25 protein-coding genes and 1 tRNA gene are annotated in these 21,173 nt (G+C 68.0%); 9 read left to right on the forward strand and 17 right to left on the reverse strand.

Annotation, left to right across the window (positions count from 1 at the left end):
• The 4 genes from VKQ35_RS14670 to hflX all read left to right on the forward strand — a co-directional run.
• A partial coding sequence (locus VKQ35_RS14670) for a sigma-54 dependent transcriptional regulator (protein ID WP_324362876.1) occupies positions 1-968 on the forward strand: 968 nt, incomplete at its 5' end.
• 36 nt (positions 969-1,004) lie between these two features.
• A complete protein-coding gene (locus VKQ35_RS14675; RefSeq protein ID WP_324362878.1) occupies positions 1,005-1,868 on the forward strand; it encodes a D-amino-acid transaminase in 864 nt (287 codons plus the stop codon).
• Between the two features lie 100 nt (positions 1,869-1,968).
• A complete protein-coding gene (hfq, locus tag VKQ35_RS14680; protein WP_324362880.1) occupies positions 1,969-2,214 on the forward strand; it encodes an RNA chaperone Hfq in 246 nt (81 codons plus the stop codon).
• The gene (hflX, locus tag VKQ35_RS14685; RefSeq protein WP_324362882.1) at positions 2,211-3,530 is read left to right on the forward strand and encodes a GTPase HflX; all 1,320 of its coding nucleotides are present in this window, start codon (positions 2,211-2,213) and stop codon (positions 3,528-3,530) included. The genes hfq and hflX overlap by 4 nt, the downstream gene beginning before the upstream one ends.
• Here the strand turns inward: hflX and VKQ35_RS14690 are convergent.
• The 10 genes from VKQ35_RS14690 to VKQ35_RS14735 form a co-directional block, all read right to left on the reverse strand.
• Positions 3,527-3,838 carry a hypothetical protein gene (locus VKQ35_RS14690; RefSeq protein WP_324362884.1) on the reverse strand — a complete coding sequence of 104 codons (312 nt, stop codon included), beginning with the start codon at positions 3,836-3,838 and terminating at the stop codon, positions 3,527-3,529. The genes hflX and VKQ35_RS14690 overlap by 4 nt on opposite strands.
• Positions 3,835-4,665: a nucleoside triphosphate pyrophosphohydrolase gene (gene mazG, locus VKQ35_RS14695; RefSeq protein WP_324362886.1), complete on the reverse strand. Its 831-nt coding sequence runs from the start codon at positions 4,663-4,665 to the stop codon at positions 3,835-3,837. Before mazG ends, VKQ35_RS14690 begins: the two co-directional genes overlap by 4 nt.
• A 67-nt stretch (positions 4,666-4,732) precedes the next feature.
• Positions 4,733-5,236 carry a hypothetical protein gene (locus tag VKQ35_RS14700; RefSeq protein ID WP_324362887.1) on the reverse strand — a complete coding sequence of 168 codons (504 nt, stop codon included), beginning with the start codon at positions 5,234-5,236 and terminating at the stop codon, positions 4,733-4,735.
• Positions 5,237-5,321: 85 nt separating this feature from the next.
• A complete protein-coding gene (locus VKQ35_RS14705; protein ID WP_324362890.1) occupies positions 5,322-5,930 on the reverse strand; it encodes a hypothetical protein in 609 nt (202 codons plus the stop codon).
• Between the two features lie 144 nt (positions 5,931-6,074).
• Positions 6,075-6,677, reverse strand: coding sequence for a phosphoribosylglycinamide formyltransferase (locus VKQ35_RS14710; RefSeq protein ID WP_324362891.1), 603 nt, complete (start codon positions 6,675-6,677; stop codon positions 6,075-6,077).
• Entirely contained in the window at positions 6,674-7,495 is an 822-nt protein-coding gene (locus tag VKQ35_RS14715; protein ID WP_324362892.1) for an MBL fold metallo-hydrolase, read from the reverse strand. Before VKQ35_RS14715 ends, VKQ35_RS14710 begins: the two co-directional genes overlap by 4 nt.
• Positions 7,492-8,268, reverse strand: coding sequence for a TatD family hydrolase (locus tag VKQ35_RS14720; protein WP_324362893.1), 777 nt, complete (start codon positions 8,266-8,268; stop codon positions 7,492-7,494). The genes VKQ35_RS14715 and VKQ35_RS14720 overlap by 4 nt, the downstream gene beginning before the upstream one ends.
• 8 nt (positions 8,269-8,276) lie before the next feature.
• Positions 8,277-9,275 (reverse strand): DNA polymerase III subunit delta', encoded by a 999-nt coding sequence (locus VKQ35_RS14725; RefSeq protein ID WP_324362895.1) that lies wholly within the window; start codon positions 9,273-9,275, stop codon positions 8,277-8,279.
• Positions 9,268-9,903, reverse strand: a complete 636-nt coding sequence (tmk, locus tag VKQ35_RS14730) for a dTMP kinase (RefSeq protein ID WP_324362897.1) — start codon at positions 9,901-9,903, stop codon at positions 9,268-9,270. Before tmk ends, VKQ35_RS14725 begins: the two co-directional genes overlap by 8 nt.
• Positions 9,904-9,959: 56 nt before the next feature.
• Positions 9,960-11,105 carry a septal ring lytic transglycosylase RlpA family protein gene (locus VKQ35_RS14735; protein ID WP_324362899.1) on the reverse strand — a complete coding sequence of 382 codons (1,146 nt, stop codon included), beginning with the start codon at positions 11,103-11,105 and terminating at the stop codon, positions 9,960-9,962.
• A 300-nt stretch (positions 11,106-11,405) separates the two neighbouring features.
• Between VKQ35_RS14735 and VKQ35_RS14740 the strand changes: the two genes are divergently transcribed.
• Together VKQ35_RS14740 and VKQ35_RS14745 are read left to right on the forward strand one after the other, a co-directional pair.
• Positions 11,406-12,647, forward strand: coding sequence for an LLM class flavin-dependent oxidoreductase (locus tag VKQ35_RS14740; protein ID WP_324362901.1), 1,242 nt, complete (start codon positions 11,406-11,408; stop codon positions 12,645-12,647).
• A 3-nt stretch (positions 12,648-12,650) separates the two neighbouring features.
• A complete protein-coding gene (locus VKQ35_RS14745) occupies positions 12,651-12,896 on the forward strand; it encodes a hypothetical protein (RefSeq protein WP_324362903.1) in 246 nt (81 codons plus the stop codon).
• Between the two features lie 24 nt (positions 12,897-12,920).
• On the opposite strand, the gene VKQ35_RS14750 is transcribed toward VKQ35_RS14745, so the two are convergent.
• From VKQ35_RS14750 to VKQ35_RS14765, 4 genes are all read right to left on the reverse strand, one after another.
• Positions 12,921-13,478 (reverse strand): TIR domain-containing protein, encoded by a 558-nt coding sequence (locus VKQ35_RS14750; protein ID WP_324362905.1) that lies wholly within the window; start codon positions 13,476-13,478, stop codon positions 12,921-12,923.
• Complete coding sequence (locus VKQ35_RS14755) at positions 13,478-14,341, reverse strand: macro domain-containing protein (protein WP_324362919.1); 864 nt, start codon at positions 14,339-14,341, stop codon at positions 13,478-13,480. Before VKQ35_RS14755 ends, VKQ35_RS14750 begins: the two co-directional genes overlap by 1 nt.
• 56 nt (positions 14,342-14,397) lie before the next feature.
• Positions 14,398-14,484 (reverse strand) — tRNA-Ser (locus VKQ35_RS14760).
• A gap of 59 nt (positions 14,485-14,543) precedes the next feature.
• A complete protein-coding gene (locus VKQ35_RS14765; RefSeq protein WP_324362907.1) occupies positions 14,544-16,160 on the reverse strand; it encodes a tetratricopeptide repeat-containing glycosyltransferase family protein in 1,617 nt (538 codons plus the stop codon).
• 205 nt (positions 16,161-16,365) lie between these two features.
• Between VKQ35_RS14765 and VKQ35_RS14770 the strand changes: the two genes are divergently transcribed.
• Together VKQ35_RS14770 and VKQ35_RS14775 are read left to right on the forward strand one after the other, a co-directional pair.
• Positions 16,366-17,100 (forward strand): glutathione S-transferase N-terminal domain-containing protein, encoded by a 735-nt coding sequence (locus tag VKQ35_RS14770; RefSeq protein ID WP_324362908.1) that lies wholly within the window; start codon positions 16,366-16,368, stop codon positions 17,098-17,100.
• 20 nt (positions 17,101-17,120) lie between these two features.
• Complete coding sequence (locus VKQ35_RS14775) at positions 17,121-18,137, forward strand: isopenicillin N synthase family dioxygenase (RefSeq protein ID WP_324362910.1); 1,017 nt, start codon at positions 17,121-17,123, stop codon at positions 18,135-18,137.
• A 151-nt stretch (positions 18,138-18,288) separates the two neighbouring features.
• Here the strand turns inward: VKQ35_RS14775 and VKQ35_RS14780 are convergent, their stop codons facing one another.
• The 3 genes from VKQ35_RS14780 to VKQ35_RS14790 form a co-directional block, all read right to left on the reverse strand.
• Positions 18,289-18,735, reverse strand: coding sequence for a hypothetical protein (locus tag VKQ35_RS14780; protein WP_324362912.1), 447 nt, complete (start codon positions 18,733-18,735; stop codon positions 18,289-18,291).
• A 137-nt stretch (positions 18,736-18,872) separates the two neighbouring features.
• Positions 18,873-19,601, reverse strand: a complete 729-nt coding sequence (locus VKQ35_RS14785; protein WP_324362914.1) for a hypothetical protein — start codon at positions 19,599-19,601, stop codon at positions 18,873-18,875.
• A 327-nt stretch (positions 19,602-19,928) separates the two neighbouring features.
• The gene (locus tag VKQ35_RS14790; protein ID WP_324362916.1) at positions 19,929-20,597 is read right to left on the reverse strand and encodes a hypothetical protein; all 669 of its coding nucleotides are present in this window, start codon (positions 20,595-20,597) and stop codon (positions 19,929-19,931) included.
• 357 nt (positions 20,598-20,954) lie between these two features.
• Between VKQ35_RS14790 and VKQ35_RS14795 the strand changes: the two genes are divergently transcribed.
• The coding region (locus tag VKQ35_RS14795; protein ID WP_324362918.1) for a hypothetical protein at positions 20,955-21,173 on the forward strand (219 nt) is incomplete at its 3' end.

Below are 21,173 nucleotides of genomic sequence, written 5' to 3' on the forward strand. Positions count from 1 at the left end.
TGACCGGCAAGTCGATGGCCGCCCAGCAGCTGCGCCAGATGATCGTCAAGCTGGCCGGCGCCAACAGCCGGGTGCTGATCAGCGGCCCGCCGGGATCGGGCAAGGAGACCGTGGCCCGGCTGATCCACGCGGCGTCGAGCCGCGCGCGCAACGAATTCGTGCCGATCAGCGCCGCCGGCATGACGCCCGAGCGCATGGACGTCGAGCTGTTCGGCCAGGAGGGCGACGACGGCCGCACCGCCAAGATCGGCGTCTTCGAGCGCGCCCACGCCGGCACGCTCTACCTGGACGAGGTCGCCGACATGCCGCGCGAGACCCAGGGGCGCATCCTGCGGGTCCTGGTCGACCAGAGCTTCCGCCGGGTTGGCGGCGACAGCGACGTCCACGTCGACGTGCGCGTGGTCTCGTCCACCTCCCGCGACCTGCGCGAGGAGATCGCCGCCGGGCGGTTCCGCGAGGACCTGTTCCATCGCCTCAACGTGGTGCCGGTGAACGTTCCCGGCCTCAGCGAGCGGCGCGAGGACATCCCGGAGCTGGTGGAATATTTCATCGAGCGGATCAGCGAGGCGACCGGCATGCCGCGCCGCCGCCTGGCCGACGATGCGCTGGCGACCCTGCAGGTCCGCCAGTGGCCGGGGAACCTGCGCCAGTTGCGCAACAACGTGGAACGGATGCTGATCCTGGCGTCCGGCGCGCCCTCCGACCCGATCACCGCCAACATGCTGCCGGCCGAGGCGATGGTCACCGATCAGGCCACCAGCCTGGGCGCCGAGCGGATGATCGCCCTGCCGCTGCGCGAGGCCCGCGAGGTGTTCGAGCGGGAGTACCTCAACGCCCAGATGCTGCGCTTCTCCGGCAACATCTCGCGCACCGCCGCCTTCATCGGCATGGAGCGCTCGGCCCTGCACCGCAAGCTGAAGTCCCTGGGGCTCTCGGGCGCGAGGGTGCTGGAAGAAGACGTCGCCTGATGAGTCCTTCGAAGCTCACGCGGGGAGCGAAGTAGGATGGGCCGCATCGCCTACGTCAACGGCCGCTTCACGCCGCACGCCGACGCCACGGTCCACATCGAGGACCGCGGCTACCAGCTGGCCGATGGCGTCTATGAGGTTTGGGCGCTGTTCGGCGGCAAGCTCGCCGATCCGGAGGGCCATTTCGCGCGGCTGGAACGCAGCCTGGGCGAGCTTTCCATCGAGATGCCGATGAGCCGCGCGGCGCTGACCATGGTGCTCAAGGAGACTGTGCGCCGCAACCGCGTCACCGAAGGCCTGGTCTATCTGCAGGTGACGCGCGGCGTCGCGCCCCGCGACCACGCCTTCCCCAATCCGGCGGTCCGCCCAGCGGTGGTCATCACCGTCAGCCGCGTCGACCGCGCCCAGTCCGACGCGCGCGCGGCCAGGGGCGTCGGGGTCGTCACCACGCCGGAGAACCGCTGGGGCCGCTGCGACATCAAGACCGTGGGCCTGCTCCCCAATGTGCTGGCCAAGCAGAAGGCGCGGGCCGCCGGCGCGGTCGAGGCCTGGTTCGTCGACGAGTTGGGCTTTGTCACCGAAGGCGCGTCCTCCAACGCCTGGATCGTCGACGGCGACGGGCGCCTGCGGACCCGCGACACCAACGCCAACATCCTGCGCGGCGTCACCCGCTACACCCTGCTGGACGTGATCCGCGAGAACGGGCTGCAGGTCGATGAGCGGCCGTTCACGCCGGCCGAGGCGCTCGCCGCCAAGGAGGCCTTCATCACCGGCGCGGGCTCCCTGGTGCTGCCGGTGGTCAGCGTCGACGGCAAGCCGATCGGCGACGGAAAGGTCGGTCCGGTGGCGGCGAGGCTTCGGCGTCTCTATATCGAGCAGGCGAAGGCCAGCGCCATCTGAGGGGCGGCCTGCGGTTGCGCCTGTCGCAAAAGGCGTTCTAGCTAACTTTCGTGTGTGGGCGGCGCTTTGGCCGCCCGATCCAAAAAAAGGGCGAAAAGCCATGAGTGAGAAGAAACAGAACCTGCAGGACACGTTCCTGAACAGCGTGCGCAAGTCGAAGACGCCGCTCACCATCTTCCTGGTCAATGGCGTCAAGCTGCAGGGCGTGGTGAGCTGGTTCGACAATTTCTGCGTGCTGCTCCGCCGCGACGGGCAATCCCAGCTCGTCTACAAGCACGCCATTTCCACCATCATGCCCGCGCAACCCGTGCAGCTCTATGAGCCGGGCGAAGACGAGGCCGATTGAGCTCCTCCAAGTCCGTAGATCGTCAGGCGCCGGTGCAGGGCGCCATCGTCATCCATCCCGACCGCGAGGGGCGAGGCGCTTCGCGGGCCGCTGAGGCGCGCCTGGAAGAGGCCGTCGGCCTGGCCCTGGCGCTGGACCTTGAGGTCCGCGAGACCCTGGTCGCGCACCTGCGCCAGCTGACCCCGGCCACCCTGTTCGGCAAGGGCAAGGTCGCCGAGATCGGCGGCACGATCGAGTTGATCGAAGCCGACGTCGCCATCGTCGACGACGCGCTGACGCCGGTGCAGCAGCGGAACCTGGAAAAGGCCTGGAACTGCAAGGTCATCGACCGCACCGGCCTGATCCTGGAAATCTTCGCCCGCCGCGCCCGCACGCGCGAGGGCCGGCTGCAGGTCGAACTGGCGCGGCTGTCCTACGAACGCTCGCGCCTGGTCCGCACCTGGACCCACCTGGAGCGGCAGCGCGGCGGCTATGGCGTCATGGGCGGCCCCGGCGAAACCCAGATCGAGACCGACCGGCGGCTGATCGCCGACAAGATCCGCAAGCTGAAGCTGGAGCTGCAGGAGGTGCGCCGCACCCGCACCCTGCAACGCTCGGCCCGCAAGCGGCATCCGTACCCGACGGTGGCGCTGGTCGGCTACACCAACGCCGGCAAGTCGACGCTGTTCAACCGCCTGACCAAGGCCGAGGTGGTGGCGCAGGACATGCTGTTCGCCACGCTGGACCCGACGCTGCGGATGCTGAAGCTGCCCGACGGGCGGCCGGCGATCATGTCCGACACCGTGGGCTTCATCTCGGACCTGCCGCACGAGCTGGTCGAGGCCTTTCGCGCCACCCTGGAGGAGGTGAAGGAGGCCGACGTCGTGCTGCACGTCCGCGACATCGCCAGCGCCGAGAGCGCCGCCCAGGCCGGCGACGTCCGCGAGGTGCTCGCCAAGCTGGGCGTCGATCTGGAAGACCGCGCCATCCTGGAGGTCTGGAACAAGCTCGACCTGCTCCCCGCCGACGACCGCGAGATCGTCGAGGGCGACGCGCGCCGCGCCCATCCGCCGGCGATTCCGCTCTCGGCGGTGACCGGCGAGGGCTGCGACCGCCTGCTCGACGCCATCGCCGCCCTGGTGGACGAGGCGCCGCCGGTGGACGTTTTCACGCCGATGGGCGAGGGCGCCGCCATCGCCTGGCTCTACCGCCACGGCCGCGTGCTGGACCGCCACGACGGCAAGGACGGCTCGGTCCGCCTGGCCGTCAGCCTCTCGCCCCAGGCGCTCGGCCAGTTCGAGCAGCAGTTCCCGGGCGCCGAGGTGCGTGGCCACTAGCGACCGACGAACGCGGCCGCCTCGCGCGCCAGAGCGTCCCAATCGGCGCTCATTCTGGCCAGCATCCATTCCTTCATCGGCTTGCCCTTGTTGGCGTCGAAGGGCGCGCCGTCGCCCGATGCGATCAGGGCCGCCACGCGCTCGGCCGGGAGCTTCAACAGCAGGACCTCGCCCCGCACAGCGGCAAACAGCTTGCCGCCGACCATCAGCGCATCGCGGGAAAACCCGCGGCTTTCCGAGAGGGTGACGCCCGGCTCGTCGAGCAGCGCGCTGACCAAGGCCCCGAAGCGCTCCGCGGGCGAAGTCATTCCGCGGCCTTCGCCCGCTCCGCCGCCTTCGCCTCGTCCCAGAGCGCGTCCATCTCGGCGAGGTCTGACTGCTCCGGCGTCCTGCCGCGCTCGGCCAGGCGCGCTTCGACGTACCGGAAGCGCCGAACGAACTTGGCGTTGGTGAAGCGCAGCGAATCCTCCGGGTCGACCTCGAGGGTCCGCGCCAGGTTCGCCACCACGAACAGCACGTCGCCCATCTCCTGGCGGGCCTTCTCGAAATCGCCGGCGGCGATCTCGGCCTTCAGCTCGCCCAGCTCCTCGTCCAGCTTGTCGACCACATGGCTGATGTCGGGCCAGACGAAGCCGACCTTGGCGGCGCGCTTGGAGAGTTTCACGGCGCGGGTGAGGGCGGGGAGGCCCACTGGGATGTCGTCCAGCAGGCTGGCCGGGCCGCCCTTGCCCTTCTGCTGCCGCTCGGCCGCCTTCAGCTCTTCCCAGCCGGCCTTCTGATGGGCCAGCGAGGCGTAGGTTTCTTCCGCGAAGACATGCGGATGGCGACGCACCATCTTGTCGTTGATGGCGCGCGCCACGTCGTCGAAGGCGAAGGCGCCGCGCTCTTCGGCCATGCGCGCGTGAAACACCACCTGAAACAGCAGATCGCCCAGCTCGTCCTTCAGGTCGGCCAGGTCGTTCCGCTCGATGGCGTCGGCGACCTCATAGGCCTCCTCGACGGTATAGGGCGCGACGGTGGCGAAGGTCTGTTCCAGGTCCCACGGGCAGCCGTCGGCAGGGTCGCGCAGCCGGGCCATGATCTCCAGCAGCCGGTCGAGGGGCGCCAGGGTCTCAGGCGGGGCAGGGCGGGTCATGCGGCGATCAGACCGCGCGTCGCCCAATCACGCAAGAGAGGCTGGCAAGCCGGTCAGCCGGACCGCGTCAGCGGCTGGCGACGGCCTTGCCGCGGCCCAGCTGGGCGGCGAACTGTTCGAAGGTCTGCTCGGCGTCCGACCAGGTGGCCTCGCCGCGCGCCCAGCGGATGTCCGGGGCGTAGTAGTCGTAGCTGAGCGGCGTCACCGCGCCGTCGGCGGCCACCGCGCGGCCCTCGATCTTGGCGCCGCCGATGCCGAAGCTGCGCAGCGAAAGCCCGGGCGAGTCGCTGAGCTGCTTGAAGGTCGGGCGGTTGGGCTGGGCGTCGACCAGGATCAGCTCGATCCGTGCGCCGTCATAGGCGCCGGTTTTGGCGAGCCGCCTTTCGACGTCGCTCTGCAGGGTTTTGGCCAGGTCGTTCAGGTCGCGCATGCCCAGCGTCTTCTCGCCCTTGAGCTGCAGCTCCGGGCCGACGGTGACGCTGACGGAAGCGGGCGCGGCCAGCGCGCCGGTCGCGGCAAAAACGGGGGCGCTGACCAGCAGGGCGGCCGCGGCAAGAGTCAGGGTTCGCATGGTGACCACCTCTCGTTCATTTGCCCTCGCTCTAAAGGTAGGCTTCCCCGGCGGCGGCGCAAGCCATCGCCGCAGCCGGCGGCAGCTACTTCCGGACGTGCGCCGTCTGCAACTCCAGCGGGACGAACTCCGGCTTCGGCGGCGGATTGGCCGGGTCCTCGCCCAGCGACTCGCTCGGCGTCAGCACGTCGGGCGCCGCCGAGGTGGTGAAGCGGAACTCGTAGGGCTCCAGCGGCCGCCCGGCGAGGCTCAGGAAGGTGGCGTCCGGATTGTCGCTGACGCCCACGCCATAGCTGGCCACGCCCTCGGCGCGGCAGGTGGTGCGGATGGTCCTGCGGTCGAAGCTGAGCAACCAGTGCTGATGCTCCAGCGGGCAGGGATTCCTCAGCTTCGGGATGCCGGTGAAGAAGCCCTTGCAGCTCATCGGCTGGTCGAAGGTGATGCGCAGCACCAGGACGCCCGGCCGCACCACCGCGCCGTTGGCCGGGAAGGTGCTGAGGACCTTGGGCCGGGGCGAGAAATTGTCCGGCTTGGGCTCCAGGCAGGTGGCTTGCGCGGTGACGGTGAGTTCCTCGGTCTCGCTGACCGCCGCGGCGGGATCCGACGGGGCTGCGGCAGGCGCCGGCTTGGGCTGCGCCTGGGCGGCGGCGCCGAGCGCCAGGATCGCCAGAGCGACGAGCAGAACGTCCTTCATGCCGGCTCCGGAACGTCGGGACAGCGCCTGGCCGGCCATCGCTATCGATTGCGGGCCCAGAAGGGAGGTTAGCGCCGGGGGGAGCCCATACTCAAGGTATCAATTCCTCGCCTAAGGAAGATTATCGGAAATAATGGCCGCCGCTCAGGCGAGGATGATCGCGCCCTCGGCGATCCGCCGCAGCGTCTCCACGTAGAATTCCGGCTCCAGCGCCGTGACCCGCGCTTCCAGCGTCTCCGCCGTATCGCCGTGCGCCACCGGCACGCCGCGCCGCGCCAGCACCGGGCCACGATCGTATTCTTCGTCCACCAGATGGATGCAGACGCCGCTCTGCGCCACGCCGGCCTCGATCACCGCCTCGTGGACGCGCCGGCCGTACATGCCATGACCTCCGAACGCCGGCAGCGGGCCTGGGTGGATGTTGAGGACGCGGCCCACATAGCGCCCCAGGGTTTTCGGTCCCAGCTGCCGCAAATAGCCCGACAGGACGATTAGCTCGACGTCATGCGCCGCCATTTCCTGCGCCAAGCGCGCGTCGGCGGCCTCCGGATCGGCCTGGGTTGGAATGCACAGCGCCGGCACGCCGGCCTCGGCGGCGAACGCCAGGGCGGCGGCCGACCGGTTGTTGCTGACCAGCAGGCGCGCTTGTGCGTCCAGCTGGCCGGCTTCGATCGCGGCGACAATGGCGCGGGCGCTCGACCCATTGGCGGACGCGAGGAAACCGATCTTAAGCGGCTTATTAATCACGATAATTCGCCGCTCAGTTCATGTGAAAACCGCAAGCCGTCGTGGGCCGGCTCGACGCCCGCCGGCAGCTCCGCCTTCAGCGTCGCATAGTCCAGGTCGATGTGCAGATTGGTCAGGATCGCCCGCCTGGGCTTGAGCCGCGCGATCCACTCCAGCGTCCGCTCCAGGTGCGCGTGCGTCGGATGCGGCCTGTATCGGAGGGCATCGACGATCCACACGTCCAGGCCGCTAAGCGCCGCGAACGCCGTCTCGTCCAGGTTCACCACGTCGCTGGAATAGGCCACGCCGCCGAACCGGTAGCCCACCGAGCGCACGCCGCCGTGGTCCTGGTCGAAGGTCACGACCGGAATCGGCCCCGACGGTCCGTCGACCTGCCAGGCCACGCCGTGCGCCGGGATCGTCCGCCGCTCGCAGATCGCCGGATAGCCGCCTTCGCCCTCGAAGATGTAGCCAAAGCGCCGCATCATCGAGGCGTCGGTGGCGCCGTCCATGTGGCAGGCGATCTTCGCCCGCTGGCGGATGAAGAAGGCGCGGACGTCGTCGATCCCGTGCACCTGGTCGGCGTGGTCGTGGGTCAGCAGGATGGCGTCCAGCCGCTTGGCGCCCGCGTTCGCCGTCTGCAGCCGCAGGTCCGGCGAGGTGTCGACGATCAGGGTGGTCTCGTGCTCAGCGCCCTCCCCCGATCTGCGGACGAGGAGGGAACAGCGCGAGCGCAGGTTCTTGGGCTCCAACGGGTCGCAATCGCCCCAGTCGCCGTCCGCCCGCGGCACGCCGCCGGAGGAGCCGCAGCCGAGGATCGTGAACTCCAGCCCGCTCATGCTCGCGGGATCCGGTCGAACACCGCGAAGAAGGCGTCTTCGGTCCGCGCCTCCGCCTCCTCCAGCGACCAGCCGCGGATCTCGGCCAGCTTGGCCAGGACGTGCGGAATGTAGGCCGGTTCGTTGCGCCGTCCGCGATAGGGCACGGGCGCCAGGTACGGGCAGTCGGTCTCGACGATGATCCGCTCGGCCGGCATGTCGCGGATCACCGCGCGGACATCCTCGGCGGCCTTGAAGGTCGCGATCCCCGACACCGAAAACCAGGCGCCCAGCGCCGCCGCCCGCGCCGCCAGCTCGGCGCCCGAGGTGTAGCAGTGCATCAGGATACGGAACGGGCCGGCGGCATATTCCTCTTCCAGGATCGCGCCCATCACCTCATCCGCCTCGCGGGTGTGGACCACCAGCGGCAGGCCGGTCTGGCGCGCCGCGGCGACATGGGCCCGGAACACGCGCGCCTGGATGTCGCGGGGGCTGAGATCGTAGTGGAAGTCGAGGCCGCACTCGCCGATGCCGACCACGCGCGGATCGGCGGCCAGCTCGACCAGCCGCGCCGCGGTAAGGTCAGGATCGTCCTTGGCCTCGTGCGGATGGGTGCCGACCGTCGCCCAGATGTCCGGCGCCTCGGCGACGGCGCGCACCTTCTGGAAGTTGGCGACCCGGTCGCAGATATTGACCATCAGGCCGACGCCGGCGGCCCGGGCGCGTTCGATCACCGCCTCGCGGTCGTCGTCGAACTGCGGCGCGTGCAGGTTCACATGGCTGTCGATCAGCATCGGTTCGTCTAGGCCGCCCGGGCCGCCTGGCGCAACTCCGCGAGCGCGGTGAAGAGAGCGTCGCTGCGGTCGAGGTTCAGCGCCTCCACCTCGCGCGGCAGGCGCGTGAGGGTCTCCCAGGCCGCCGCCCAGCGGTCGAGGCCGCCGATCCCCTGCCCGGCCCGCTCGACCGCGAATCCATGCACCCGCTCGGCCAGCCGGTCGAACAGCAGGTTGAACTGCGCCTGGCCCTCAGCCCCGCGGAACCGGTCGGTGAGCGAGAGCGCCATGGCCTCGTCGACCTTCGGCAGGCTCTCCAGCAGGCCGCGGGCTGCGTCATCCATGGCGATGGCGTTGGCGTGCGCCAGCGCCCAGGCGCCGCCGGGCGCGCCCACGGCCATGGTCGCGAGCCTAAGCGAATCCTCGACGCTGACGTCCTCCCGCTCGCGCACGAAGGCGGCGGCGGCCTCGATGGCGAGCGGCGCGAAGGCGAGCCGGCGGCAGCGCGAACGGATGGTCGGCAACAGCCGGCCCGGCGAATGGCTGACCATCAGGAGGACCCCATGCGGCGGCGGCTCCTCGAGCGTCTTCAGGATGGCGTTGGCGGCGTTGACGTTGAGGTCGTCGGCGGCGTCGATGATCGCCACGCGATGCGGCGCGCTGGCCGGCGACTTGGAGAAGAACTCCGACAGCGCCCGGGCCTCGTCCACCGGGATCACCTTGCGCACCTTGCCGTTCTCGTCGATCCGCTCCAGCACGAAGAGGTCGGGATGCGAGCGGGCGATGATCTGGCGGCTGACCGGATGGTCGGGGCTCGCGCCCAGGACGCCATAGGCCGCCTCGGCCGGCGCGCCCAGCAGCCGGCGGGCCGCGCGATAGGCGAAGGTCGCCTTGCCGACGCCCTCCGGGCCGGTCAGCAGCCAGGCGTGGTGCAGCCGGCCCCGCGCCCGCGTCGCCTCGAAGGCCGTCTCGGCGGCTTCGTGGCCGGTGAGGTCGAACACCTCGCGCGGATGATGCATCTCAGCCATGGACCGCCAGGCGCTCGCCGACCGCGGCCCAGACCCGCGCCTCGACGGCGTCCAGGTCGCCGGTCGCGTCGATCACCGCGCAGCGTTCCGGCTCGGCCCTGGCGATGGCCAGGAACCCCTCGCGCAGCCGTTCATGGAAGGCCTGGCCCTTGGACTCGAAGCGCATCTCGCTGCCGGCCCGCGCATGCGCCCGCTCCAGCCCCATCTCGACCGGCAGGTCGAAGATCAGCGTCAGGTCCGGCCGCGTCTCCTCCAGGATATAGGTCTCCATCGCCGCGATCAGCGCCGGGTCGGTTCCGCCCGCCGCGCCCTGATAGGCCCGTGTGGAATCGGCGAAGCGGTCGCAGACCACCCACGCGCCGCGCGCCAGCGCCGGGCGGATCACCCGCTCCACGTGGTCGCGCCGCGCGGCGTACATCAGAAGCGTCTCGGTGACCGGGCTCCAGCGGTCGGCGTTCCCTTTCAGCACCAGTTCACGGATGCTCTCGGCGCCCGGCGAGCCGCCCGGTTCGCGGGTCGACACGACCTCGCGGCCAGCCGCCTGCAGGCGCGCGGCGAGGCGCTTGAGCTGGGTGGATTTCCCGGCCCCCTCGCCGCCCTCGAAGGTGATGAATCTGCCTGCTGACACCGGCGCAAAATGGCCGGTTCGCAGAGGATGTCCAGGGGAGGAAGTCTAGGGGAAGTCTAGGGCCTCACGACGCGCGCGTCGGCGAAGCCGATGGCGGCCACCTTGTCGCGCACCTCATGGGCCTCGGCCTCGTCCGAAACGCCCGCGAGGTAGACCCGGTACATAGTCACGCCGCTGCGCTCGAAGGGCTCGACCTTGACCGTGCCGGCGGACGCCAGCTGGGCCGCGGCGCGCTTGGCGTTCGTCTGATCGCTGAAGGCGCCGGCCTGGATGCTGTAGCCTTTTGCGGGCGGCGTCTGGGTTGCGGCCAAGGCGGGGCTCGGGACCACAGGTGAGGCCGAAACCGGCGACGGCTGTCCGGAGGCGGCCTCAAGGATGGCTCTCTGGGCGACCGGCTGCACCCGCCGCGCCACAACGTCGCTGATGAAGGGATCGCGTGAGGCGCGCGGGGCGGCCGGCAGGGGCGTCAGCGCGGCCGTCTCGACCGGCTTCGGCTTGGCGACGAGCGGGGCGGCGGCGACCGCCGAGTCGACCGCCACGGCCGATGGCGCGGCCTGGCCAAATATCTCCTCATCCGCGGGGCGGTGGGCCGTCATCCTTCCAGAACCATAGGACGCCGCCTGCAGCGGCGGCGCATAGGCCGGCGCCGCGGAATTGGCCGGCGGCGCGGCCTTGGCGTAGCGCACCCCGGCCTCGGGGCCGGCCAGCGGGGCTGGGCCGACATACTTCACCCGCACGTGCGCCACGCCGGCGCGGTCGTAACCGAGCTCGGCCGCAGCGGCATGGCTGAGGTCGATGATCCGTCCGCCGACGAAGGGCCCGCGGTCGTTCACGCGAACCACCAGCTTGCGGCCGTTGTCGAGGTTGGTCACCTCCACCATCGAGGGCAGCGGCAGCGTCGTGTGCGCCGCCGAGAACTGGTTCATGTCGAAGATTTCGCCATTGGCGGTGGCCTTCATGTTGAAGGCGTCGCCGTACCAGGAGGCGATTCCGGTCTCGTCATAGCGTGGCTGCTCGTGCGGCACGTACCAGATGCCGCCGACCTGATAGGGCGCGTTGGTGCCGTGCGCGCTGGGGTCCGCGGGCGGCCGCACCGTCGAGCCATGACCGCCAGCCTGCCCAGCGCCTTGGATCGCGTATTGCGGCGTGGTCAGCGTCGAACAGGCCGCCAGCGAGGCGCCCGCCACCAGGACCAGGGCCAACCGCCCTGCCCGAACTCCCCAGATCCCTTGGCCGACGCGCGTCATCGCGATCCTCGATTTGCTGCGGCGTGCAGAATGCCAGCCGCTGCTTTCGCCAGGGTTAATCGGGTGTCGTCGTCGAGCCTCCGCGCCAGCGGAGGCTCAGTTATCTTCAGACCACGAAAGACACGAAATACACGAAAGACGCCATTTGCCGACGCCCCCGTGCGCGGGTCAGTCGCCTGCCCTTTCGTGTATTTCGTGTATTTCGTGGTTCAATGTCGCCGTCTGGCTGGCGCCAGCGAGCGAGGGGGATCAGGGATGCGGTTCGGGATCTTCTACGAGCACCAGCTGCCCAAGCCCTGGAACGAGGGCGACGAGGCGCGGCTGTTCCACGACGCCCTGGAGCAGGTCGTGCTGGCCGACCGGCTGGGCTACGACTACGCCTGGGAGGTCGAGCATCACTTCCTGGAGGAATATTCCCACTCCTCGGCGCCGGAGGTGTTCCTGGCGGCCTGCGCGGCGCTGACCAGAACCATCCGCGTCGGCCACGGCATCCGCCAGGTGATCCCCAACTACAATCACCCGGCCCGCACCGCCGAGGGCCTGGCGACGCTCGACATCATCTCGAAAGGCCGTCTCGATTTCGGCATCGGCGAAGGCGCCACCCGCCTTGAGCTGGGCGGCTTCAAGATCCCGGCCAAGGAGAAGCGCGCCCTGGCGCTTGAGGCCGCCGAGCAGATCGCCAACATGCTGGTGATGGACCCCTATCCGGGGTTCGAGGGCGCCGGCTTCTCCTTCCCCTGCCGCAACGTGATGCCCAAGCCCGTGCAGAAGCCGCATCCGCCCATGTGGATGGCCTGCACCAACCGCGACACCATCAAGGTCGCCGCCTCCATCGGGGTCGGCGCGCTGGCCTTCTCCTTCGTCGATCCGGAGGAGGCCAAGGCCTGGGCCGAGATCTACTACGGCATCATCAAGTCCGACGCCTGCGTCCCCATCGGCCATGCGGTGAACGCCAACCTCGCCATGGTCTCCAACTTCTCCGTGCATCACGACCGCGCCGAGGCGATCCGGCGGGGCCAGGAGGGCTTCGAGTTCTTCAGCTATGCGGTGAATGCGCTCGTCGCCCACGACGCCCTCCCCGGCCGCTCGACCCTGTTCGCCGACTTCCAGGCCTCCCGCGCCCGCAGCGACGACGAGATCATCGCCGCGACCAAGGCCGCCCAGCGCAACGCCAACGGCATCGGCACGCCCGACGATATCCGCGAGCACATCGCGGCTTTCCGCGACGCCGGCGTCGACCAGGTGATCTTCCTACAGCAGGCCGGCCGCAACAAACACGCCCACATCTGTGAATCGCTTGAGCTTTTCGCCGCCGAGGTCATGCCGGCCTTCAAGGCCGAGGCCGCCGAACGCGAGGCGAAGAAGGCCGCCGAGCTCGCCCCCTACATCGCCGCCGCCATGGCCCGCAAAAACTGGATGCAGCCGCTCGCCGACGCCGATATCCCCGTCGTGCCGGCGTCCCGCGCCAAGGCGCAGATCAACGAGGTCGCGAAATAGCCCATGACGGTCGCTGCGGGTTGGATTCAAGACCGGTGGATCTTCAGCGAGCTCCCCGAACAGAACGGCAAGTACTGGATCGACAACAACTGGATCTGGGGCCCGGACGGCGCCGCCGACATGACCACGGGCTATTGGATCACCGCCGGCTGGATCCTCGGCCCCGACGGCGCCGCCGACGCCCGCACCGGCTACTACATCGCCGACGGCTGGATCTGGGGGCCGGAGCGGAAGCTGCCGTGGGTGTGACTGGCGTTGGCGAGTTCGGCGCCGTTAGAGCAGGCCGAATTGTCGATAGGCAGCGTCACCATAGATACCTAGCCCGCCGCCCAACGGAAGGTTGTTATGACTGAACTGCCCGATCGCGTTGTCGATCACCTTCTGCTTGAACGGAATGTGGATGACACTGGCGGTGCCGTTGGCAATGCGCATGGCTAGGGCCGAAGGCCACCAGCCGGATAGAGCCTTCGGGTCGCGAATGATGTCGTATCCGGTGGACGTGTAAGTGGCGATGATCGGGATGCCACAAGTATCCACGGCGTAGCCGATTTCGTAGGGTACAAAGTCGGTGTCATTCTTGGTCGTGGGGCCGATGATCAGCACCATGTTCTTGGAATTATCTAGTCGTTCTCTGAGGCTGCGCTTGATTGTGGCCGCTTGACTTGTGTCGCGAACAGCCGAAACCTTTTCATGGCTGTTCACGAATCTGAAGTCGGTGCCATCGTTCTCGTGCCACATCTTGAGCGTGCGATAATATTTGATATCTGAAGCGGTGGGGTCAGTCTTCCCCTCGGCATGAAACGCGATGTAAGTTCCATTGCGATAGGCCATCAGCGCCGCTTCCAATCCCTAGCAATCTCACGAATGTCCAGCTGTTCGAAGCAGCTGTTATGAAGCACGATTGCGACTTGCTTTGGGAGTTGGGTGCTCCGACCAAAATCTACAAGAGCCAGAGTAATCAATCTCAGGAGATGCTGTGGCTCGATGTTGATGCTGGCCTGGGCATTTCCGATCAGCGGTAGCGCGAGAGGTTCGCCGCCACCATTGTTGTGGACAGAGAGCAGTCCCGCCCGCAGCGCGTCCCACAAAAGCGGAACCGTGGAGGAAGCTTTCAGAGTGAGGACGTCGGTCTTCGCCATCGCGACAAGGAAAGTCCGTCGCGCGCCAGTTCGGAGCACAGCGGTGGTGCCGATTGGATAACTGTGGGTAGGACCGTTCGTGCGCACCGTAGCTGTGTTCGGAGCATTCACGAGGGCGGCATCGACATCCAAGCGAAAGGCCGCTTCGCTCCCCTGATAGTTTCGAGCAATAAACTGGCCGTGCAGGGACGAAGGCGAAACCGCCTGCCCCAGCGCGCCGTCGAAGAACTCGTTCACGCCTATGAGGATATTGGCGTCTTGCGCAAAAAGATCAGCGTATTTGAGCGTAATTCTGGTGTCCGTCGTCGGGAGCTTGAAACTTACCGAGCGGGTCTCGAAGACATAACCCACGAAGACCGGCATCGACACCGATACCATCAGCCAAATGTAGTCGGTGCCATGGGTCTCAAGGAACGTCTTCGCGGCCGGGAAAGAGCCGATGGTCAACTCAGTCAAGGTCCAGATCGCACCGACCGCGCCAAAGGCGTTGCTCAACCCGCCCCACCACCTTCGGCGCAGCCCAATCCAAAATGATTTGACCAGCTGTTTCAGCATGTCGGCCAAGGGTGGACGCTAGGCGCAACCTTGACAATGGGCCCAACGCCAGACGGCGGACGGGGTGGGATTCGAACCCACGGTGGGCTTGCACCCACGGCGGTTTTCAAGACCGCTGCCTTAAACCACTCGGCCACCCGTCCGGGAGCCGGTGTCTAGCAGGCCGGCGCGGCCCGCTCCACCGCCGGAACACGTCGGGCTCTCATTGCAGCCCCTTCAGCGCCGTCTTCATGTCCGCGAACACGCCCGTCCAGTCGCCCGGCGTGGCTTGGCGGAAGATACGCGTGTGCGGATACCAGGGGCTGTCCTCGCGGCCGCTCATCCAGCGCCAATCGGAGACCGCCGGCAGGGCTAGCCAGTGGGTGACGCCGAGCGCGCCGGCCAGGTGGGCGACGCTGGTGTCGGGCGTGATCACCAGGTCGCAGCAGCTCATGGCCGCGGCGGTGTCGACGAAGGCGTCCGGCCCCGGATCGAAGCCCTTGCCCAGGTCCTCCACCGCCATGCCCTTCGGCAGGCTCTTGAGTTGCTCCAGGCCGTTGACCTTCTGCAGGCTGATCAGGCGCACGTCCGGCAGGGCGGCCAGACCCTTGAGCGCGGCCAGCGGGAACGAGCGCTGCAGCGGGAGCGCATAGGGCAAGGTGCTGCCCTGCCAGACCACGCCGACCTTGAAGCCCTTCGGCCCGATCGCCTCGCGCCAATGGGCGACGCGGGCCGGGTCCGCGCGCAGGTAGGGCGCGTTCGGCAAGCTCTCCAGCGCCGTCGCGAAGCCGTGCGGCAGGCTGAGCAGCGGGGCCTGGTGGTCATAGCGCTCGGCGGTCTGGTCCTCGTCGATCAGTTCGACCGATGGGCTCATCGTCTGCAGCAGAGCGTGCATCGCCTTGGGCGCCGCCAGCGTCACCTTCGCCCCCGCCTGCTCCGCGGCGAGCACAAAGCGCGCGAACTGGATCACGTCGCCCTGGTAGAGCTCCGGGAACACGAACAGCGACTTGCCCGCCAGCGGCTCGCCCGCCCAAGGCCGCTCCAGGCCATAGCGCGGATCGTCGAAGGTCGGGCAGCGCTTGCGCCACTCATATTCCTCGAAGCCGCCCAGATAGTCGCCCAGCTGCAGCCGGCAGAGCGCGCGGTTGTGGTGGGCGATGGCGAGCTCGGGGTTCAGGGCGATGGCCTGGCCGTAGCTCTCGACCGCTTCGTCCACCCGGCCCAGGTCGCGCAGGGTTCCGCCGCGGTTGTACCAGGCGGCGACGTTCTTGGCGTCGAGCGCCAGCGCGGCGTCATAGTCGGCCAGCGCGTCATCGCGGCGCCCAAGCGCGCGCAGCGAAGCGCCCCGGTCGTTAAGCGCGCCGGCGTTCTTGGGATTGAGCTGCAGAGCGCGGTCGTAGCTGGCGATCGCGTCTTCCTGGCGGCCAAGCGCCTGCAGGGCGCCGCCGCGGTTGTGGTGCGGCTCTGCGAGCTGCGGCTGCAGGGCGATCGCCTTGTCGTAGTCGGCGAGCGCCTCGTCTTGCCGCCCGGCGGCGGCGAACGCCAGCCCACGGTTGCCGTACATCGCCGCGGCCTGCGGCTTCAGTGCGATGGCCTGCGACATGAAATCGATCGCCGGCGCCGGCTGGCCCGACTGATAGGCGACCAGACCCAGCAGGTGCAGCGCCTCGGCGTTGCTCGGATCGCGGCGCAGGACCTCCTCATAGATCGAGGCGGCGCTGCGCAGGTCGCCCGACCTGTGCCGGTCGAGACCCATCTGGAACACGGCAAGGGTCTCCTTCGCCTTGTCCGCGCCCTCGGTCCGGGGTCCATCCAGCCGGCTGAAATCGAATTCGTCCACGTGTCGCTACGCCATGCCTGCGGGCCCAAGCGCCATGCCGGACCGCGCGCGGGTTGAACGCCAAAAGACCCACCCTGACAAGCGCGGCCGCGGCCAAAGCCCCACCCTCAGCCGCCCTGGCGCGGTCTTCAGCTCTTGTCGGCTTGCCGGTGCGGCATGGGGCGCTAGGGTCTGCCGCTCACGCGACTTAAAAGGCCCCTCACCCATGTATCAGCTCCACTATTGGCCCACGCCGAACGGCAAGAAGGTCACCATCCTGCTGGAGGAGCTCTCCGTCCCCTACGAGATCGTGCCTATGAACATCGGCCGCGGCGACCAGTTCACCGAGGCCTCGCTGAAGATCAGCCCCAACAACCGCATGCCGGCGCTCGTCGACACAGAGCCCACCGGCGGCGGCGAGCCGGTCAGCGTCTTCGAGTCCGGCGCGATCATGCTGTACCTCGCCGAGAAGGAAGGCCGCTTCTGGCCGCAGGACACCCGGACCAAGTACGACGTCGTTCAGTGGGTGATGTGGCAGATGGCCAACCAGGGCCCCAAGACCGGCGAGCGCGGCCACTTCTCCCGCGTCCCGCCGGACCAGGGCGACCAGTCCTACGCCAACCGGCGGTTCAACGACGAGGTGCACCGGATGTACGGGGTGCTCAACAACCGGCTCTTCGACCGCCGCTATCTGGCCGGCGCCGAGTACACGATCGCCGACATGATCTGCTATCCCTGGACCGCCAGCTGGAAACTCCAAGGCATCGACCTGGACGAGTTCAAATACTTCAAGCGCTGGTTCGAGGAGCTGTCGGCGCGGCCCGCCGTCGAGAAAGGCATGGCGGTCACCGCCGGGCCGCCGGAAGACCCCGCCACCGTCTCGCCTGAGGAACAGGCCCGGCGGCGCAAGCTGCTCTACAACCAGCGCGCCCGGCCGGCGCCGGAGGGCGGCCTGTTGTGACGGAGCGCCTGCGGCCTCTTGTGACCGAACGCCTGCCGATCATCGACATGACCGCCCTGGCCGAGCCCGCGAACGCCGCCGGCCGGGCGAGGGTCGCCGAAGAGATCGCGCAGGCCTGCCGCGCCCACGGCTTCTTCTACCTGGTGGGCCACGGCATCGGCCCCGACGTGCTGGACGCCCTGGAGGCGCAGAGCCGCCGGTTCTTCGCCCTGCCGCTGGAGACGAAGATGGCGATCTCCATGGCGCGCGGCGGCAAGGCCTGGCGCGGCTATTTCCCGGTGGGCGGCGAACTGACCTCCGGCCGCCCGGACCTGAAGGAAGGCCTCTACCTCGGCGCCGAACTGGACGCGGATCACCCGCGGGTGCGGGCTGGCGTGCCCATGCACGGCGCGAACCTCTGGCCCGCCGAGCCGTCCGGCCTGAAGGCGGCGGCCAGCGCCTATATGGACCGCGCCACGCGGGCCGCGGCCCTCTTGATGGAGGGCGTCTCGCTCAGCCTCGGCCTCGACGCCCAGTATTTCGCCCGCGCCTATACCGCACAGCCCACCGTGCTGTTCCGCATCTTCCACTATCCGGCCAGCGGCGCGCCCGGCGTCGACTGGAGCCAGTCCTGGGGCGTCGGCGAGCATACCGACTATGGCCTGCTCACCCTGCTGGCCCAGGACCGCCACGGCGGCCTGCAGGTGAAGGCGCCCTCGGGCTGGATCGAGGCGCCGCCCATCGAGGGCGCGCTCGTCTGCAACATCGGCGACATGCTGGAGCGGCTGACCGGCGGTCGCTTCAAGTCGACGCCGCACCGGGTCCGCAACGTCAGCGGCCACGACCGCCTCTCCTTCCCGCTGTTCTTCGATCCGGACTTCATGGCGCCCATGCGCCCCCTCCCCGCCGTCGCCACCGACAGGGCGCTGCGCGACGCCGACAAGGCCGAGCGCTGGGACCGGGCCTCCGTCCACGAGTTCGAGGGGACCTACGGCGACTACCTGCTGGACAAGGTCGGCAAGGTCTTCCCGCAGCTGAAGGCGGCGGCGCTCGGCTAGTAGATCACCAAGGGGAAGTGATCCTGTCCCCCAATTTGCGGCGTGGCGCACAAGACGTCGCACCCGAAGCGGACACTCCGAACGTCCGCTATGGGGGGTTAGCGGACATTGGCGGTCTGAGGTTAAGTGTTTTAGCGAGCTAGAGGCCCGGCTAGTGTGCGGTGCAGGTGAGCGTCGTCACATCCGCATTAAAACTGAATGTTGTCCCCACCATCAGGGCCCGGATGGGCGCTGCGCCATCGGCGACGGGATAGAACCTAATCAAGCGATTGCTGCTTAAGCTGATCGCGTCGGAGATCACCACCCCTGAATCTGACAGCCTGTTCTGCGCGATGATTCGTTCGACCTCCTCGCCATCACCCGTGCGGTAGGTCACCGTGTGGCCTTCGAAGTTGATCGAGAAGCTCGCTTTGCTAGAGGTCGCTGAACAGGCCTTCGTCTCGGCCGAGCACATGGCAACGATCTCACCACGGCAATTCAGATGGGGGTAAGATTCCCAGATCGGTGGGCCTGCTGATGCGCCAGTGGCGAACGCGACAGACGCCAACGCAGCAATAGCTGCGATGACTTCAGCGCGGCTTTTTGGTTGGTCGGTCATTGCGACAGCGTCGCAGCCCAGCTTGGCTCAGGCAAGGTCGGCTTTGGGTCGAAAGCAGTCTTTGGCACCCTTCCCGACAGCGGACATCCCGGATGTCCGGATCGGGTGGAAAGCGGGCATCGCGCGCCCGCGCAACATCAATGCGAAGCAGCTTCTGAGGGCTTCGCGTTTGCGACCCGCTCGATGGCATGGGCTTCGATCGCACGGCCTGAGTAGTAGTCGACCACATAGGTCCGGGGATAAAGATCATTGGCACGCTCGAAGATGCCGAGCTTTTTGTAAATCTCAGTCCAGTCCCATGCGGTCGGGGTGGGACCGTCGTAGAACATCGCCAATGCGAGTTTCCTCAGCCAATCGCGGAACGGGGGCGTTTCTTCCAAGGCCTTGTCCAGCTTCTCTGGCGGGAGATTGTTGTCCCTGAGCTTCACGGCCGCCACTTCACTGAGCAGGTGCATGAAAACAGCGGTGAGAAACTCAGTGGAATGCCGCTCCTTGTCGCTGTCGCATTTCGATAAGGCCTCCTGCAAATCCCGCCGATCCCGCACCTGAGCTTGCAGCAGCTCCGCACGACCGATGGGCGATTCTGCCGTCGCCCCGGTGTAGGCGGCGACCATGGCAGCCTGGTCCTGCGGGCTAAGGGCCTTCCAAGCGCACCTGCCGACCGTGCTGAACGGGCGCGACACCGGAGGCACCGGAATGAGTCCAGTCGAGACCCGCAGGCGCACGGCCTCGCCCGGCGCGGCGTTGAGCTTTGTCCAGGGCGGCTGCCTTGCCGCCCAATCGAGGACACGAGCCCGGCTCCTTTCGGAAAGACCCGTGGCATCCTCAATTGCGCAGGCGGCGAGATGATGATCGGCCGTCGCCAAGCACCGAACCCAAACGACCTTGGGCTGCTCTCCGGGGGCAAGCGCAGCCCCTCCATCATTAGGTACCGGCAAGTAAAATACCGAATCCTCAGACGGCGCTGCACTCGCGCGCTGCACGTCGGCTTGTGCCCCGAGGCCCGAGCCGGTGGCCGCAATTAGGGCAGAGGCACCCAAGCCAAGCCGCTGAAGCGCCGTCCGCATGTCTAAGCCCCCCCGCTTGGTCCCAATAAAGCCCTGGCGGGTCTAAGTCAGCAATGGGTCGAAAGCGGTCTTTGGTCACCGGCCCAAAAGCGGACCTTGCGAGAGTCAGGATCGGGCGGTTAGGCCCTAGCCGGGGACTAGAGCTTTCGAGCTGTCGACCTTGGCGAGAAACTCGGTGAGGCAGGCCTTCGTCCCTTCGTCGATCCGCCGCCGAAGCTCCTTAGCGTGGTCGGCGAGGAGGTCGTCGGTGGAGACGGGGTTCGGATCCGCCTTCGGCCAACTGCAATAGTCTGAGACGAGGACGGCGCCGGTGGGGCCATCGATCACCTGCAAAAGCTCCGTGTAGCTAAAGTAGATGCCGTGAAGGTGGTAGGCGAAGGTTCCCCAACCGATCGTTCGGGCATTCACAACCAGGCGCCCGCTCGCGGCCGCCGCGGCCGCTGCGGCGATTTCCTTCGGTCTCTGCGTGGAAATCTCCACAGGCGCTGGCGCAAGCGTCCCCGAGACACGCTCTGCGACGTGGGCGGCCACATCGTGAGCCAGGGCGGCCGAAGGATCGACCAGATGCTCCTCGCTGACCAGATGCGCGCCGTCAGCGACAAGGGCGCCCAGGCCGATAACAGAGATGCTCAGAATGGCCGTCGAGCCCCTGCGCAGCACGAAGCCCGCGCTTTCCTTTTGGGTTGTGTAAGCGATCACCGGGGCTGCCCCGCGGTCTTGCGCCGATGCCGCCGCCGGTGCGGTCGCGAGGCTTACCGTGGCCGCCAGCGCGAGCCATCGAATTGGTCCGTTCAAGTGTGACTCTCCCCCTGCTCTCGCTGAGGTTGTAGAGCGTCGGCGCCCCTGTCAAGAAAGGCCAAGCTTCATGCCATCCGAGGACTAGAGGACCAGACCCCACGGATTCTGTGGTTCGGATCGAACCACGAGGAACGGAACCGCGCCGAAATGCATCTTCATCTCGACGTTCAGCGACGGCCCGAGCCCTTCCTAATATCCGCCGTTTCTTGACAGTCTTGGCTTGATGTTCTATCTTTGTTCTCAATGACCGCCACCGATCCCCGTTGCGCCAGGCTCTCGGAATTGACCGAATGCGCCTATCGGCTGGGCTTGGCCTTTGGCCAGGAGGCGGAGCGGGCGAAGGATAGCGCGAGCATGTTGGAGTATTTCCGGCTGTTCGACCGCTGCTTCTTCTCGGTGCGGGTGGCCATCGCGCTGGAACTGCGCCTGTCGCGCGCGCCGGCGATGGCGGCGGGCGAGGCGCTGGCCGAGCGCGATGACCTGGACGACCGCGCCGATCCCTCCGAGGACGAGCGGCCCGACAGCGACACGCGCCTCGAGCGCGAACGCTTTGAAGCCGACCGCGACCGGGAG

Source organism: Phenylobacterium sp., from assembly GCF_035309685.1.
In the GTDB taxonomy this organism is placed as follows: Bacteria; Pseudomonadota; Alphaproteobacteria; order Caulobacterales; family Caulobacteraceae; genus Phenylobacterium.